Origin of the sequence: Phenylobacterium sp. (assembly GCF_030679875.1) — a bacterium.
Taxonomy (GTDB): Bacteria; Pseudomonadota; Alphaproteobacteria; order Caulobacterales; family Caulobacteraceae; genus Phenylobacterium.
Genome location: NZ_JAUXSP010000001.1, coordinates 41,030 through 56,238 on the forward strand (window position 1 = coordinate 41,030; position 15,209 = coordinate 56,238).

General features: G+C 67.8%; 13 protein-coding genes and 1 tRNA gene. 8 read left to right on the top strand and 6 right to left on the bottom strand.

Annotation, left to right across the window (positions count from 1 at the left end):
• The first annotated feature begins 28 nt into the window (after positions 1 to 28).
• Together Q8K84_RS00210 and Q8K84_RS00215 are read left to right on the top strand one after the other, a co-directional pair.
• Positions 29 to 559, top strand: a complete 531-nt coding sequence (locus Q8K84_RS00210; RefSeq protein WP_305279348.1) for a YcbK family protein — start codon at positions 29 to 31, stop codon at positions 557 to 559.
• 83 nt (positions 560 to 642) lie between these two features.
• Complete coding sequence (locus tag Q8K84_RS00215; RefSeq protein ID WP_305279349.1) at positions 643 to 2,193, top strand: class I adenylate-forming enzyme family protein; 1,551 nt, start codon at positions 643 to 645, stop codon at positions 2,191 to 2,193.
• Positions 2,194 to 2,214: 21 nt separating this feature from the next.
• Here the strand turns inward: Q8K84_RS00215 and Q8K84_RS00220 are convergent, their stop codons facing one another.
• Entirely contained in the window at positions 2,215 to 4,110 is a 1,896-nt protein-coding gene (locus tag Q8K84_RS00220) for a DEAD/DEAH box helicase (protein ID WP_305279350.1), read from the bottom strand.
• A 79-nt stretch (positions 4,111 to 4,189) separates the two neighbouring features.
• Positions 4,190 to 4,265: transfer RNA gene (locus Q8K84_RS00225), tRNA-Thr, on the bottom strand.
• Between the two features lie 284 nt (positions 4,266 to 4,549).
• Here Q8K84_RS00225 and Q8K84_RS00230 point away from each other — a divergent pair.
• The 3 genes from Q8K84_RS00230 to Q8K84_RS00240 all read left to right on the top strand — a co-directional run bounded on the left by Q8K84_RS00230 (position 4,550) and on the right by Q8K84_RS00240 (position 7,727).
• On the top strand, positions 4,550 to 5,770 hold the full coding sequence (locus Q8K84_RS00230) for an acetyl-CoA acetyltransferase (protein ID WP_305279351.1): 1,221 nt from the start codon (positions 4,550 to 4,552) through the stop codon (positions 5,768 to 5,770).
• A gap of 89 nt (positions 5,771 to 5,859) precedes the next feature.
• Entirely contained in the window at positions 5,860 to 6,678 is an 819-nt protein-coding gene (locus Q8K84_RS00235; protein WP_305279354.1) for a DUF1295 domain-containing protein, read from the top strand.
• A 113-nt stretch (positions 6,679 to 6,791) separates the two neighbouring features.
• Positions 6,792 to 7,727, top strand: a complete 936-nt coding sequence (locus Q8K84_RS00240) for a helix-turn-helix domain-containing protein (RefSeq protein WP_305279356.1) — start codon at positions 6,792 to 6,794, stop codon at positions 7,725 to 7,727.
• On the opposite strand, the gene Q8K84_RS00245 is transcribed toward Q8K84_RS00240, so the two are convergent.
• Complete coding sequence (locus Q8K84_RS00245; RefSeq protein ID WP_305279358.1) at positions 7,724 to 8,131, bottom strand: nuclear transport factor 2 family protein; 408 nt, start codon at positions 8,129 to 8,131, stop codon at positions 7,724 to 7,726. The two genes, Q8K84_RS00240 and Q8K84_RS00245, sit on opposite strands and share 4 nt — an antisense overlap.
• Positions 8,128 to 9,606, bottom strand: coding sequence for a carotenoid oxygenase family protein (locus Q8K84_RS00250; protein ID WP_305279361.1), 1,479 nt, complete (start codon positions 9,604 to 9,606; stop codon positions 8,128 to 8,130). The genes Q8K84_RS00245 and Q8K84_RS00250 overlap by 4 nt, the downstream gene beginning before the upstream one ends.
• A gap of 319 nt (positions 9,607 to 9,925) precedes the next feature.
• Between Q8K84_RS00250 and Q8K84_RS00255 the strand changes: the two genes are divergently transcribed.
• The gene (locus tag Q8K84_RS00255) at positions 9,926 to 10,108 is read left to right on the top strand and encodes a YdcH family protein (RefSeq protein ID WP_305279364.1); all 183 of its coding nucleotides are present in this window, start codon (positions 9,926 to 9,928) and stop codon (positions 10,106 to 10,108) included.
• A gap of 50 nt (positions 10,109 to 10,158) precedes the next feature.
• On the opposite strand, the gene cysD is transcribed toward Q8K84_RS00255, so the two are convergent.
• Positions 10,159 to 11,094 (bottom strand): sulfate adenylyltransferase subunit CysD, encoded by a 936-nt coding sequence (gene cysD / locus Q8K84_RS00260; RefSeq protein ID WP_305279367.1) that lies wholly within the window; start codon positions 11,092 to 11,094, stop codon positions 10,159 to 10,161.
• A 5-nt stretch (positions 11,095 to 11,099) separates the two neighbouring features.
• Positions 11,100 to 12,533: an NADP-dependent isocitrate dehydrogenase gene (locus Q8K84_RS00265; protein WP_305279370.1), complete on the bottom strand. Its 1,434-nt coding sequence runs from the start codon at positions 12,531 to 12,533 to the stop codon at positions 11,100 to 11,102.
• Between the two features lie 248 nt (positions 12,534 to 12,781).
• Here Q8K84_RS00265 and Q8K84_RS00270 point away from each other — a divergent pair, with 248 nt between their 5' ends.
• Positions 12,782 to 14,041, top strand: coding sequence for a D-arabinono-1,4-lactone oxidase (locus tag Q8K84_RS00270; RefSeq protein WP_305279372.1), 1,260 nt, complete (start codon positions 12,782 to 12,784; stop codon positions 14,039 to 14,041).
• A gap of 13 nt (positions 14,042 to 14,054) precedes the next feature.
• Positions 14,055 to 15,206: a DSD1 family PLP-dependent enzyme gene (locus tag Q8K84_RS00275; protein ID WP_305279374.1), complete on the top strand. Its 1,152-nt coding sequence runs from the start codon at positions 14,055 to 14,057 to the stop codon at positions 15,204 to 15,206.
• The last annotated feature ends 3 nt before the right edge of the window (positions 15,207 to 15,209 follow it).

Genomic DNA, 15,209 nt, shown 5'->3' on the forward strand with positions numbered 1-15,209 from the left:
CTAAGCTTGTCTCTCCAGGAGAAGTCACATGTCTCTGAACAGACGCGCCCTGATCGGCGCCGCGCTCACCCTGCCGTTGGCGGGGCCGGCCCTGGCGACGAGCCCCGCCCCGCGAAGCCTCTCAGTCCTCAACCTGCACACAGGCGAACGCTTGGCGACCACCTATTGGGAGGCCGGCGCCTATGTGAGGGACGCCCTGGCAGGCCTGGCCAAGGTTCTGCGCGACCATCGCACCGGCGAGACCCATGAGATGGCGCCGGACCTGCTGGACCTGGTGGCCCGCCTGCAGACCGACCTGGGGGCGACCCAGCCGGTGCAGGTGATCTCAGGCTACCGCTCCCCGCGCACCAATGAAGCCCTGCGGCAGTCCGGCGGCGGGGGCGTGGCCAAACGCAGCCTGCACATGGATGGCCTGGCCATGGACATCCGGATGCCTGGTGTTGGGCTCGCCCGGCTGCGGGATGCGGCCTGGGGTCTGCAGGGGGGCGGCGTCGGCTACTATCCAGGCTCGGACTTTGTCCATGTGGATGTGGGTCGCGTCCGGCGCTGGGCCGGCTGAGACCCACGCCCGCCCTGTTGCCGCCCGGCGGGCTTCCGCGATATGCCCACTCCCGAAAAGATATCCGGGAAAGGGACGCGCCGATGACCACCGAAGAACTCATGGCCCAGGACTTCGGGACCCTGTCTGCGCTGATCGCCGCCCAGGGGCGCGACCGTCCCAGCCAGCCCGCCCTGGTGGATGGCGAGCGGTCCCTCGATTATGAGGGCCTCAACCGGCTGATGGACCGCATCGCCGCAGCCTTGCAGCGCGACGGCGTGGGCCCCCATGAGGCCGCCGCCATCTGCGCCACCACCTCGCTGGAATACGCCGCGGTGTTCATGGGCGCCCTGCGCGCCGGCGCGGCGGCCGCGCCGCTGGCCCCGTCCTCGACGGCCGACAGCCTGGTGATGATGCTCAACGACTGTGGGGCCAAGGTCTTCTTCCTGGACGCGGGTGTCGCCGCCCTGCTGGAGCCGGTGGCCGATCAGATCAAGGCCAGGCGCGTGGCCCTGGACGGCTCTTCGGCGGGGTTGGCGTTCCAGGACTGGCTGGTGCCGGAGGGCGCGACGCCCCAGGCTGTGGAGGTCGGGCCGAACGACCCCTTCAACATCATCTATTCCTCGGGCACGACCGGCACGCCCAAGGGGATTGTCCAGCCCCACGCCATGCGCTGGGGCCAGGTGCGGCGGGGGATCTATTCGGTCGACGCGGTGACCATGATCTCCACGCCGCTCTATTCCAACACCACCCTGGTCAGCTTCCTGCCGACGCTCGGCAATGGCGGAACCGCCGTGCTGATGCCCAAGTTCGACGCCGAGAAGTTCCTGAAGCTATCGGCCAGACACCGCGCCACCCACGCCATGCTGGTCCCGGTTCAGTACCGCCGGATCATGGAGCGGGCGGACTTTGACACCTATGACCTCTCAAGCTTTGTCCTGAAGTTCTCGACCTCGGCGCCCTTCGCCCCTGAGGTGAAGGCCGATGTGCTCAAGCGCTGGCCTGGCGGGCTGATCGAGTTCTACGGCATGACCGAGGGCGGCGGCTCCTGCATGCTGGTGGCTCACGAGCATCCCGACAAGCTGCACACGGTGGGCCAGCCGATGAATGGCCACGACATCCGGCTGATCGACGAGGACGGGCAGGAGGTCCCCCAGGGCCAGGTGGGGGAAGTCGTCGGCCGCTCTGGCGCGATGATGGTCGGCTATCACAACCAGCCGGGCAAGACCCGCGACGCCGAGTGGTACAGCCCCGACGGCCTGCGCTTCATCCGCACCGGCGATGTGGGCCGCTTCGACGAGGAGGGCTTCCTGACGCTCATGGACCGCAAGAAGGACATGATCATCTCGGGCGGCTTCAACATCTATCCCAGCGACATGGAGCTGGAACTGGCCAAGCACGAAGACGTGCTGGAATCCGCCGTGGTCGGCGTGCCGTCCGACCGCTGGGGGGAGACGCCGGTGGCCTATGTCACCCTGCGCCCGGGCAAGACCGCGACGCCGGACGACATCAAGACCTGGCTGAACGCCCGGGTCGGCAAGACCCAGCGCCTGGCTGATGTGGTGCTGATCGACAATCTGCCCCGCAGCCACATCGGCAAGGTCCTCAAGAAGGACCTGCGCGACAGCTATCAGGGACCTGCGCTCACCGCCTGAGCGCAGGTCACCTGATCGGGTCTAGTCCCGCGGCTTGCGGGGCTTGCCGCCCTTGGGACCCTTGGGCGCGGTGGGGTCCCAGGGCTTTTTCGGACCCTTGGGGCCGGCGAAGCCGGCGCCCGGGGGACCGGTGCGCGGGCCACGCGGCGGGCCATCGCCGCGGGGGCGATCCCTGGGCGGGCCGCGGTCAGGCCGGGCGTCGCCGGCGCCTTCAGGGCGCGGACCAAAGTCACGGCGCGGCGGACGGTCGTCGCCACCTTCAGGACGGCCGCGGGGCGGACCCGGCCGGCGGGGCGGCGCGGCGCCGGGGGGCTCGCTGGCCTCCACGGGGATTTCCATGTTCGGACCGGCGGCCTTGACCGCTTCGCGGAAGCGCGTCTCGGCCTCCTTGGAGATCTCGAACTTGGTCTCGCGATCAAAGATGCGGATCTGGCCGATATCCTTCTTGGTCACGTGACCCAGGCGGCAGATCATCGGCAGAATCCACTTGGGATCGGCGTTCTTGCTGCGCCCGATGGGCATGCGGAACCAGACCCCGTCGCTGATCGCCTCAGGCCGCGGCCCACGCTCGGGTCGGGCCGGCCGGGGCTCGGACGGCGAGCGGTCGCGGACATCGTCGAACAGCTCTTCCGGCGCCGGCATGCGGGCCCGGTGCAGACGGACGAGCGCAGCGGCGACGGCTTCCGCCCCGCGCACTTCCAGCAGCTTCTGAGCCAGGGTCAGGTCTTCCCCGGTCAGGGCCTCATTGAGCATCGGATCGGCCAGCAGGCGTTCCTGGTCGCGCAGGCGGATCTCTTCACCGGACGGCGGCCCGACCCATTCGGCCTCGACGCCGGCCGAGGCGATCAGCTGTTCGGCCTTGCGGCGGCGGGTATAGGGCACCACCAGCACCGAGACGCCCTTGCGGCCGGCCCGGCCCGTGCGGCCGCTGCGGTGCAAGAGGCCGGCCTTGTTCACCGGCAGGTCGGCATGGATGACGAGCCCAAGGTCGGGCAGGTCCAGGCCGCGGGCGGCCACGTCGGTGGCCACGCAGGCCCGGGCATGGCCGTCGCGCAGGGATTGCAGGGCGTCGGCGCGCTCTTTCTGGCTCAGTTCGCCTGACAGCTGCACGGCCGAGAAGCCCCGCTCGCGCAGGGCGCCATAGAGGTGACGCACCGCCTCGCGGGTGGCGCAGAAGATCAGGGCGCCGGGGGATTCGTAGTAGCGCAGCAGGTTGACGACGGCCTTCTCGACCTCGTTGGGCGCCACCCGGACCGCGCGATAGGCGATGTCCCCGTGGGCTTCGTCTCGACGGGTGGTGTCGATCCGCGTCGCATCCCGCTGATAGCGGCGGGCGAGCGTGACGATGTCCTTGGCGATGGTGGCCGAGAACAGCAGGGTCTGGCGCTCCACCGGGGTGGAATCCAGAATCTCCTCCAGGTCCTCCCGGAAGCCCAGGTCGAGCATCTCGTCGGCCTCGTCGAGGACGGCGACCTTGAGCGCCGACAGGTCAAGATTGCCGCGCTCAAGGTGGTCGCGCAGGCGGCCCGGGGTGCCGACGACGATATGGCAGCCGGCGGCCAGCGCCCGTTGCTCGCGCCGGGCGTCCATGCCGCCGACACAGGTGACGACCCGGGCCTTGGCGTGGGCGTAGAGCCATTCCAGTTCGCGGCTGACCTGCAGGGCGAGTTCGCGGGTCGGCGCGATCACCAGGGCCAGGGGGGCCGCGGCGTATTCGAAGTGCTCGGCTTCACCCAACAGGGTGGTGGCGGCGGCCAGCCCGAAGGCGACCGTCTTGCCAGAACCGGTCTGGGCGGAGACCAGCAGGTCTCGGCCTTCGGGCGCGCCCAGAACGGCGGCTTGAACGGGGGTCGGGGTCGCATAGCCTTGCGCCTCGAGCGCCCGGCTAAGCGCCGGGTGCGTGGCGGGAAATGACATCGGAATCCTCTTTCCGGTGGTGAGCCAGCGCCGGTCGGCGCGGGCGTCCTCTGTCTTGATATCGCCTGGGGACGAAAAATGGTGCCGGTTGCAGGACTCGAACCCGCGACCTTCGGTTTACAAAACCGCTGCTCTACCAGCTGAGCTAAACCGGCGAACCTAGCAATATCAAAGAGATCGCCGTGCGACCCCGCCCGCTGTCGTCCCCATTTGGATGGGCGACGCAACGAAAGACCAGACCACAAGACGTTTGTGCGGCGACCGATGCCACGTCGCCGCACCGGCGCCAAGACCGAAGTCCGCCGATCTCGGTTGGTTTGGTGCGGCCAATTGCGCGCCCGAACGAGGGCAGGTGCGTCTCGCGCTTGGCGTCGGGCAGGTTACTTGTATAATCGGACCTACAAAATCAGAAGAGCCGCAGCGGCTGGAGGAGGCGACCATGGTCTACATTCTGGGCGGCTGGCAGAGCGACTTCGCGGTCAACTGGGCCCGCCAGGGCGAGGACCTCGCTGATGTCTTTTCGCAGACGGTCGGGGCGGGCCTTTCGGCGGTGGACCTTGAGCCGGGGGAGATCGAGACCGGCCACGTAGGCAATTTCGTCGGCGACCTGTTCGCCGGCCAGGGTCTGCTCGGCGGGTTCTTCGGCCTGGTGCATCCCGACTTCGACGGCCTGCCTACAGCCCGGCATGAGGCGGCGTGCGCCTCGGGCAGCGTGGCCATCCTGGCGGCCACGGCCGAGCTTGAGGCCGGGCGCTACGATCTCGCCTGCGTCGTCGGGCTCGAGCAGATGCGCAATGTGTCGGGCCAGCAGGCGGCGCAGAATCTGGGGGCGGCGGCCTGGACCGGCCATGAATTCCAGGACGCCACCTTCCTCTGGCCCAGGGCGTTTTCCGACCTCGCCGATGAGTATGAGCGCCGCTACGGCCTCGATCCCGCCCATCTGATGCGCATCGCGCAGATCAATTTCGAGAACGCCAAGCGCAACCCCAACGCCCAGACCCGGCAATGGGCCTTCGGACCCGAGAGCTTCACCCAGGACGACGTCGCCAATCCGGTGGTCGAGGGCCGGACCCGCAAGCAGGACTGCGGCCAGGTCACCGATGGGGCGGCCGTGGTCTTCCTGGCGTCCGACCGCAAGGCGGCCGAGTACGCCGCCCGCCGGGGAATTCCTCTGGACAGCCTCGCCCGGATCAAGGGCTGGGGGCATCGTTCGGCGCCCATCTCCTATGACGCCAAGGTCCGCGCCAGCGCTGACCAGCCCTATGTCTTCCCGCAGGTGCGGCGGGCCATCGAGGATGCGCGGCGCCGGGCTGGCGTCACCGCCCTGGACCAGATCGACGTGGTCGAGACCCACGACTGCTTCACCATCACCGAATACATGGCCATCGATCACCTGGGCCTGACCGCGCCCGGCGAGGCCTGGAAGGCGGTGGAGTCCGGCATGATCGAGATCGGCGGCGCCCTGCCGGTCAATCCCTCCGGGGGCCTGATCGGCCTGGGCCATCCGGTGGGCGCCACCGGGGTGCGTATGGCGCTGGACGCCTGCAAGCAGGTCACCGGCCAGGCCGGCGACTACCAGGTCGAGGGCGCAAAGACCTGTCAGACCCTCAATATCGGCGGCTCGACCACCACCACGGTCAGCCTCGTCGTGGGAACCTGACCGCGCCTCAGCCTTGTGGCCGGCACAGAGGTCGAGTAGCTTGCATAGAAAGACGGACTATTGTCCCTCGGTGAGGGACGGGGGGAACCATGCTTGAGATCGTGACGGTCCTGGGGATCAACGCCCTGGTGGTGCTGGTGCTGTTCATCCTGGCCTGGGCGGCCTGTTGGGCGATGCGCGACCCGACGCCGGTGGACAGCCTCTGGGCGATAGGCATGGGGATCGTGGCCGTCGCGACCTTTATCCAGACGGGCGGCGACACCGAACGGCGCCTCGTCCTGACCCTGATCTGCGCCTTCTGGGCCCTGCGCCTGGGGGGCTATCTCCTGTGGCGCTGGCGCGACCACGGGCCAGACCGGCGCTATGTGCGCATGATGGAGAAAGCCAAGGCTGAGCGCGGTTGGAACTATGGCTACGCCTCGTTCCGCCTGGTCTTCATGCTGCAGATGCCGCTGCTTTGGCTGGTCTGTCTGCCGGTCCAGCTTGGCCAGATCGCCGATGAGCCGGCGAGCCTCGGCGTGATCGGCTATGTCGGGGCCGGGCTCGCCATCTTCGGCATCCTGTTTGAGAGCCTGGGCGATTGGCAGCTCGTTCGCTTCCAGAAGAATCCGGACAATGCGGGAAAGGTCCTCGACACAGGCCTGTGGCGGTATACCCGCCATCCCAACTATTTCGGCGACGCCTGCGTCTGGTGGGGTCTGTGGCTGGTGGCTGCGGAGACGACCCCGGGGCTGTTCGCCATCGTGGGGCCGATCTTCCTCGTCTACACCCTGACCCGCTGGAGCGGCATGCCCACGGTCGAGGGCCGGATGCACCGCCGCAAGCCAGCCTATGAGGACTATGCCCGCCGCACCTCGCCCTTTATCCCCTGGCCGCCCAAGCCCGCCCGTCCCCTGGAAGAGGCCTGAGGGCGGGGACCCAGGCCCGGCGTACCGCGGGTTGACAAGGGGGCGCCATGCTCCAAGGGTCCGGCCGCCCATAACGCCGAGATCCCATGGCTGATTCCAGCTTGAGCCCCCCCGTGGACGCACGTCGTACGACCCAGCTCGTGCAGGCCAATTCCGCCACCCGGGCCCTGAATATTCTCGGCGACCGCTGGACCCTGATGATCCTCTACCTGGCCTTCCAGCGGGTGCGGCGGTTTGAGGATTTTCAGGGACGTATCGGCGTCGCCCGCAGCCTGCTGATCGACCGGCTGCGTCGGCTGACCGGGGTGGGCGTGCTCGAGAAGGTTCAGTACCGCGAGCGCCCGGTCCGGGAGGAGTACCGCCTGACGGAAATGGGGCGTGATCTCTACAGCCTCGCCTTGATGATCATCGCCTGGGAGCAGCACTGGTTCTTTGACCCCACTCATCCCGCCCACCAAATCCGCCACACCTGCGGCAAGCCCTTCATGCCGCAGTATCGTTGCGGCTGCTGCAATGAGGTGGTGACGGCGAGGGACGTCTATGTGGTCGATGGGCCCGGCGCCGGGGTGGAGCCGGCCCAGCCGCCCCGGGCGCAGCGGCGGTCCATCGTGCCGGCCGAGGCCCTGAACCTCGGCAATCCGATGCTCGACCGCGCCTTCCAGGTGCTGGGCGACCGCTGGACCTCGCATGTGATCGCCTCGGCCTTCATGGGGCGCAGGCGGTTTGGTGACCTGCAGTCAGCCTTGGGGATCGCGCCGAACATCCTGTCTGACCGGCTCCTGCGGCTGGTCGAGCTCGGGGTGCTGCGCAAGACGCTCTACCAGGACAAGCCCCAGCGCTGGGAATACCGGCTGACCGATCAGGGCCGTGATCTCTATCCGTTGATCGCTGAACTGAATCGCTGGGGCGATCGCTGGCTCGACGGCGGCAGGGGGCCGCCGCTGATCACCTATCACCGTCCCTGCGGCCAACCCCTGAAGGCGAAGATCACCTGCGACCAGTGCGGCGAGCCCGCGGGTCTGGACAGCATCGCCGCCCCGGCCAGCTAGGGCGCCGCGGCCTTGGCGCGCTTGGCCTGGGCGCCGAGGGAGGCGCCAGCGGCGGGATCGAGATATTCATCCAGGCGCACGATCTGGCCATCCCTGGCCTGGACCACCACGCAGGCAGGCATGGCGAAGGGCTCGCCATCGGCCAGGACGCCCTCCAGCACATGCTGCTGCATGAAGCCGTCGGCCAGGATCTCCCGCCGCACGATCCGGTAGCGACGCTCAGGCAGGGCGCGGATCAGCCAAGCCAGGACCCGCAGGTTCTGATCCACCGTCTGCTCGACCTCGTCATTGTTGTGCCAGAGCTTAGCGTCAGGGGCGTAGATGGCGCGCACGGCCTCGACATCGCCGGCCTCCAGCGCGGTGATGAAGCGCTCCGCCAGGGCCTTGTGATCCTCAGGCCTCATGCCGCGGCCACGCCGTTGCGCAGGAAATCCCGGTCAGCCCAGACGCTATGGGTGCCGCTGCAGATCTTGTGGGGCAGGGCGATCCGCACCACCGGCCCGGCCTCGATCTTCTGGGCGTCAATCAGCACGCATTCCGAACCGCCGCCCGCCTCATCGATGATGAAGCTGACCAGATAGCCATCGTCCTCAGCGGTCGCGCCGATGCGGGGCACGAAGGGCGCCTCGCTGGCGTATTGGCCCTCAGGCAGGGTGAAGGACCAGGACTCGCCGGTCTCCAGGTCGTGCTTGACGAAACCGTTGAACAGGAACCAGCCGGGCTTCGTGGTTGTGGAATAGGCGTAGCGATAGGGCTTGCCGGCATAGCGCTGGTTGAACATCCCGAACTCCAGGATGCGGTCATCCAGGTGATGCTCGCGGGTCTCGCCGGTCTTCAGGTTGAAGCGCCAGCGGTGCAGCTTGGGCTTGAAGCTATGCTCGTCCAGATAGGCCATCATATGGGCCATGCCCCGGGGCGCGTCGGGCATGGGCGCCGGGCAGGGGTCTTCCTGGAAGTAGCCGTCCATGACGATTTCGTCGCCGTCCTCATAGGCGTTCAGCCAGTGCAGGACATAGGTGGGGGCAGCCTCGAACCAGCGGATATCGGTCTGGCTGCCATAGCGCGGGATGACGGCGAACCGCGACGGCAGGCCCTCATGCATGCGCACCACATGGATGTTCTGGGTCAGCAGGTCCTGGTCCCAGAACACCGGGAAGTCGTTGAGGATCGAATAGTTGGCCGAAAACGCCATGTCGTGGGGCAGGCGCGGGCCGGACAGGGGCACGGGCGTATAGTGGACCCGCTTGCCGTCCTTATCGACCACCCCGTAGTGCATGAAGGGCGCCTGTTTGGAGTAGTTGAAGAACAACAGCTCGCCGGTGGCCTCATCGACCTTGGTGTGGGCCGAGACCCCGTCCAGCGGCCCCCAGCTGGCCACGCCGCCCTGTTCCAGGGTCTCGGGGTCCAGCCAATAGGCCTCGCCGCACTGGTAGAAGGTCGAGACGATCTTGCCGCCATGGATCACCACATCGGTGCTGGAGGAATCCTTCAGGCTGCCATGGGCGCCGAAGCCTGGGCGCACGGATACGCCTGGACCATCGGCCAGCCCACCCCACAGGGACTGACCCGCCTCCTGTTCGGCCTCGAAGCAGCGGGTGCGCACGAACCGGTTGCGATAGTCGGCCTTGCCGTCCTTGAAGCTGATCATGTGGACCATGCCGTCCCCATCGAAGGGGTGGTAGCGGCCGAGCGGCTGATGGGCCTGGTTCTCGGTGTTGCGCACATAGATCCCGTCGATGTCAGTGGGGATGACGCCTTCCAGGACCTCCAGGCCCTCAGCGTTGACCTCCTCGTGCAGCGGCGTCCAGGCCCCGGTGAGATAGGGGTGGTTGCTCGGCTGCAGCGAGGTCTGGACGGGGGCGAGACGCTCCAACTTCATGACCTGGGCTCCTGATTGAACGCTCCTCTACGGGAGCCAGTCGGAAACCTAGCAGCAAGGTCTTTTTACGCAAGTGACATGGTCCCGGCGCGCTTCACAACTCATCATGACCATGACCGATCGGCATGGCGGTTTGGCTTGAACGCGAGCCCGGCTGTGCTCTGATCGTCCGGCGGGCCGGGCCCCTCTGGCGATCATGGGATCGCGATGTCGGACCGCAGCGGGCGCGCCCGGCTGCGATCAGGGTCATTGAGCTTGTCCCCCACGCTCCCCGGACCCGGTGGCCGACAGCGCGCCTCCCAAGTGTGAGGAGCCCATTGTGAACTACATCCGTATGAACCGGCTGCGCAGCGAACACCGCTGGCTCGACCATGAGGTTCGGCGGGAGGAGCGGCGCGCCCACCCCGATATCGAGCGCATCCGGGAGCTGAAGCGCCGCAAGCTGTCGGTAAAGGACCAGCTGTTCTTCGCCGAGGCGGGCCTCCACCCCGTCCGAGCCTGACGCCCGGCGGCCGGCTGGGTTCTCCAGTTCCCGGCCGGCCGCATCTGGCGTTAGAAGTAGCCGCGACGCTTCTTGGTCTCCAGGGAGCTGCCCTCATCGCGGTCGATCATCCGGCCCTGTCGTTCGGAGCGCGGATCGGCCAGGGTTTCGATGAGGACTTGCGAGATCGTCGTCGCCTCGGATTCCACGGCTCCTGTAACTGGCCAGCAGCCCACGGTTCGGAACCTGACGGTCCGGGTGACCAGTTCCTCGCCGGCGTTGAAAACAAAACGGTCATCGCCCACAACGATCAGCATGTCGTCTCTCATGACCGTCGGTCGCAGGGCGGCGAAGTAGAGCGGCGCGAGCGGCAGGCCCCGCACCAGGACGTAGGTCCAGATGTCGCTCTCGGTCCAGTTGGACAGGGGAAAGACCCGGGCGCTTTGACCTGGCCCCAGGCGGGTGTTGTAGAGGCTCCAGAGTTCGGGCCGCTGCGTCCGGGGTTCCCAGCCATGTCCCGGCTGGCGGATGGAGACGACCCGCTCCTTGGCCCGGGATTTTTCCTCGTCCCGGCGAGCCCCGCCGAAGATGATGTCCGCTGTCAGTTCGTCGAGGGCCGCCTTCAGCGGGTCTGTGCGCATCACATCGGTATAGACGGCCGAGCCGTGGGTGAACGGGCTGACCCCGGCCCGTCGGCCCTCTTCGTTGCGGCGGACCAGGAGCTTGAACCCGTAGGCGGCGGCGAACTGGTCCCGAAAGGTCAGGGTCTCCTTGAACTCGAAGGTGGAGTCGATGTGCAGCAGCGGCGCAGGCGATGGCGACGGATAGAAGGCGGCCGCCGCCAGATGGGCCAGCACGGTTGAGTCCTTGCCCCCTGAGAACAGGATCACCGGTCGCTCGGCGCCGGAGATGGCCTCGCGGAAGATGTGGATCGCCTCAGCTTCCAGACGCGCCAGATGCGGCGGCAGATCCACGGCCGGGGTGGCAGGTGGCGAGGGGGGCGGCATGGGCGCTACTGCCCCTGACCGAGGCTGAAACCGGGCGCCCCGTCGAAGGCGCACAGGTTCTCGGTCTTGATGAAGTCCAGACCCGCATCGGCTGCGCGCAGGGTGAGGGCGGCGATGTCCCGCAGCGGGATGGGCGAGCCGCCGTTCATGAAGCGGCACCGCCAGTGATCGACGCAGAAGGTTTCCGGCAGGCCTTCGGGCCACACCTTGACCCCTCGATTGGTGATCATGCGCAGTTCCAGTGGCCGCTGTTCCAGGGCCTTCAGCCGGGCGGCGAGGGTTTCGACATCCCCTCGCCAGTCGATGAACAGGTCGACGCCCACCGTGGTCTTCTCCACCCTGGGCGCAGGGGCGTGGTTGGAGATCGGGGCGGTGGGCGTCGGCCGCGCCTGGGCCGGCTTCAGCCGTTGCGGGGCGCGTCCAAGCCGATCAATGACGCCATCAGTGAAGGCCTGCGCGCCCACCGCCGTGCGCCCTCGCGCCATGTCGGGCGTACCTAGTCCATCCTCGAGCGCGCAAAGCCAGGCATTATGGATCCGCGCCGCCGCCGCGCCCTGGCCCACATGGTTCAGCATCATCAGTCCGGCCAGCAGCAGGCCCGAGGGGTTGGCGATGTCCTGACCAGCGATGTCAGGGGCTGATCCATGCACAGCTTCGAACATGGCGCAGCGGGCGCCGATGTTGGCCGACGGGGCGAGACCGACCGAACCCGCCACTTGGGCGGCGATGTCGGAGATGATGTCGCCATACAGGTTTGGCGCCAGGATGACGTCGAAGGCCTCTGGGTTGTCCGCGACCCGGGCGGCGCCAATGTCGATGATCATGTGGTCCTGGGCGATGTCGGGATAGTCCTGCCCCACCTCCTCGAAAACCTGGCGGAAGAGACCGTCGGTCAACTTCATGATGTTGTCCTTGGTCATGCAGGTGATCCGCTTGCGCCCCTGGCTGCGAGCGAACTCAAAGGCGTATCGGGCGATCCGCTCGCAACCGGGCCGGCTGACCAGCTTCAGGCACTGGACCACGTCCTGGGTGTGCCGATGCTCGATGCCGGCATAGAGGTCTTCCTCATTCTCCCGGATGATCACCAGATCCATGCCGGGATGCCGTGTCGGGACGAAGGGCGCATAGGCCGCGCAGGGCCGAACATTGGCGAACAGGCCGAGGCTCTTTCGGACTGTCACATTGATGGACTTCACGCCGCCGCCCTGTGGCGTCGTCACTGGCGCCTTGTAGAAAACCCCGGTCCGCCGCAGGCTCTCCCAGCCTTCAGGCGTCATGCCGCTGCTATGGCCCTGGCGCCAGACCGCCTCGCCCAGCTCGATGAGTTCCGGCGCCAGGCGCGCGCCACCGGCCTCCAGAATTCGCAGGCAGGCCTGCATGATCTCCGGGCCGACGCCGTCGCCCAGGGCGACGGTGATGGGGATGGCGGTCTCGTTCATGGCGCGCTCCTCAGCGGGTGAGTTCGACGCCTATGCACTTAGAGGGTCATGACGGGTTCCCGTCCTTGATTGTCTGCATGGTCCTGATGAGGTCCCGCAATCATCGCCCTTCATCGGTGATGGAAGCGCTGGCGCGATCCCACTATGGCGGCGCGCGAAAAAGGATGCCGACGCCCCTGGACGGCGCCCTGGGGGATCGGGTTCACTGACCCTGCTGCGGGCCTCGACGCTGCGCGGCGGGAGGGATCATGGCCAACTGGACCAACTGGTCGGGCAGCGTACGCGCCCAGCCGGCGCAATTTGCGCAACCCAAGACTCTGGAAGACCTGCAGGCCCTTGTGCGTGAGGCCGCCAAGGTCCGGGTGGTCGGCGCCGGGCATTCCTTCACGCCGCTCTGCGAAACCGACGGCCTGCTGCTGAACCTCTCGGAGCTCGAGGGCGAGCTGGTCATCGCCCCGGACCGCAAGACGGTCACTGCGCCCGCCGGCTGGAGCCTGAAGCGCCTGACCAAGGCCATGTGGGACGCAGGCCTCTCCCTGCCCAATCAGGGGGACGTCAATCCCCAGTCCCTGGCTGGGGCCATCGGCACCGGGACCCATGGCACGGGGCGGGACCTGGGCAGCCTGTCGACCCTGGTCCAGGGGGTCCGCGCGGTGATGGCCGACGGGTCGGTGGTGGAGACCAGTCGGACTCAGAATCCCGAGCTCTTCGAGGGGCAGCGTCTGTCGCTCGGTCTGTTCGGGGTGATCACGGCGGCCACCATCGACGTTCTGCCGGCCTACAGGCTGGAGGAGCGGGTGGAGAAGAAGCCCATGGCCTGGGTCTATGAGAATTTCGCCGACCTCGCCCAGCGCCACCGTCACGCGGAGTTCTTCGTCTTCCCCTATGCCGACGAGGCCATCGTCAAGACCCTGCACCCCATCGAGGCGGACGACACCCCCCGGGGGCAGCCCAGCAATGAGGAGGACATCTTCCGCTTCTGCTGTGACATGACGAAGGCCTTCCCCTTCCTGGCCGGCCCCATCCAGCGCTTTGTCACCCGCGCCTCCGGCGACGTGCACAAGGTCGGGCCGGCCTACCGCATCTTCCCCTCGACCCGGAACGTGCGCTTCGAGGAGATGGAGTACGAACTGCCCCGCGAGGCCGGATTGCCGGCCCTGAAGGAGGCTATCGCCTGGATCCGCAAGGGCCGCCGGCCGGTGGCCTTTCCCTTCGAATTCCGCTGGGCGGCGGCCGACGACATCTGGATCAGCCCGTTCAACAAGGGGCCTGGCGCCTCGATCTCCATGCACCAGTACGCGAAGATGCCCTGGCGGGAGGTCTTCGCCGCCGCCGAGCCCATCTTCCGCAGCCATGGGGGCCGCCCCCACTGGGGCAAGCGGCACTTCCTGACGCGGGATGAGGTCGACAGCCTCTATCCTATGGCCGGGCGTTTCCGGGACGTGCGTCGTCAGACCGACCCTGAGGGCAAGTTCCTCAATCCCCACCTCGCCGACCTGTTCAGCTGAAAAAGAGCGCCCCATGTCCGTCCTTTCCGACGACCGCCGCCTGCACGGGCACCTGATGGGCCAGCAAGGCTCCCGCCGCGCGCTCAACACCCCCGTGCTGGTGCTGGACGTGGATGTCCTGGACCGCAACATCGCCGCCATGGCCGAGCTGGCGGCGGGGGCCGGTGTTCGCCTGCGGCCTCACGCCAAGACGCACAAGAGCGTCGACATCGCCCGGCGACAGGTCGCCGCCGGGGCCTTCGGGCTCTGCTGCGCCAAGCTGGGCGAGGCTGAGGCCCTGGCGGCCGGGGACATCGAGAACCTGCACATCACCTCGCCGGTGGTCTCGGCCCCGGCCATCGCCCGGCTGATCGCGCTGAACGTCCGCAGCCCGGGCCTTTCGGTTGTGGCCGACCATCCCGACAATGTAGCCGCCCTGGCGGCGGCGGCCTCGCCCGAGGCGCCGCTGCAGGTTTATGTCGACATCGATCCGGGTATCCGCCGCACCGGGGTGGCCTCAGATGAGGCCGCCGTAGCGCTCGCCCGCCAGATCGCCGCTGCGCCCAGCCTGTCCTATGGCGGCGTGCAGAAGTACTGCGGCCGCGAACAGCACATCGAGGACTACGGCGCCCGCCGCGAGGCGATCGCCGCCCAGACCGAGACCCTGAAGGTCACGATCGCGGCCCTGACCGACGCCGGTCTGCCGCCGCCGGTGGTCACGGGTTGCGGCACCGGCACCCACCGCATCGACCTGGAGCTCGGCGTCTTCACCGAGTGGCAGGTCGGCTCCTACGTCTTCATGGACGACCAGTACCTGGCCTGCGCCATCACCGAGGCGGGCGCCTCGCCCTATGTGCGCAGCCTGTTCGTCGACGCCCGGGTGGTCAGCGCCAACCATAGCGCCCTGGTCACCGTCGACGCCGGTTTCAAGGCCTTTTCCACCGACGCGGCCCCGCCCCAGGTGGTGGCCGGAGCGCCGGACGGGGCGAAGTTCGCCTTCATGGGGGACGAGCAGGGGGCGGTGATCTCACCTGGGATCGGCGAGGGCCTCACCATCTCCGACCTCATCACCCTGGCGGTCCCCCACTGCGATCCCACGGTGAACCTCTATGACAGCTACCATGTGGTCCAGGGCGACACCCTGGTGGACATCTGGCCCGTCAGCGCCCGGGGCCGCAGCCGCTAGAGC

Excerpts from the sequence above, each read along its gene's own strand:
- Q8K84_RS00210 (WP_305279348.1), top strand. The coding sequence starts at position 29 with ATGTCTCTGAACAGACGCGCCCTGATCGGCGCCGCGCTCACCCTGCCG.
- Q8K84_RS00215 (WP_305279349.1), top strand. The coding sequence starts at position 643 with ATGACCACCGAAGAACTCATGGCCCAGGACTTCGGGACCCTGTCTGCG.
- Q8K84_RS00220 (WP_305279350.1), bottom strand. The coding sequence starts at position 4,110 with ATGTCATTTCCCGCCACGCACCCGGCGCTTAGCCGGGCGCTCGAGGCG.
- Q8K84_RS00230 (WP_305279351.1), top strand. The coding sequence starts at position 4,550 with ATGGTCTACATTCTGGGCGGCTGGCAGAGCGACTTCGCGGTCAACTGG.
- Q8K84_RS00235 (WP_305279354.1), top strand. The coding sequence starts at position 5,860 with ATGCTTGAGATCGTGACGGTCCTGGGGATCAACGCCCTGGTGGTGCTG.
- Q8K84_RS00245 (WP_305279358.1), bottom strand. The coding sequence starts at position 8,131 with ATGAGGCCTGAGGATCACAAGGCCCTGGCGGAGCGCTTCATCACCGCG.
- Q8K84_RS00250 (WP_305279361.1), bottom strand. The coding sequence starts at position 9,606 with ATGAAGTTGGAGCGTCTCGCCCCCGTCCAGACCTCGCTGCAGCCGAGC.
- cysD (WP_305279367.1), bottom strand. The coding sequence starts at position 11,094 with ATGCCGCCCCCCTCGCCACCTGCCACCCCGGCCGTGGATCTGCCGCCG.
- Q8K84_RS00265 (WP_305279370.1), bottom strand. The coding sequence starts at position 12,533 with ATGAACGAGACCGCCATCCCCATCACCGTCGCCCTGGGCGACGGCGTC.
- Q8K84_RS00270 (WP_305279372.1), top strand. The coding sequence starts at position 12,782 with ATGGCCAACTGGACCAACTGGTCGGGCAGCGTACGCGCCCAGCCGGCG.
- Q8K84_RS00275 (WP_305279374.1), top strand. The coding sequence starts at position 14,055 with ATGTCCGTCCTTTCCGACGACCGCCGCCTGCACGGGCACCTGATGGGC.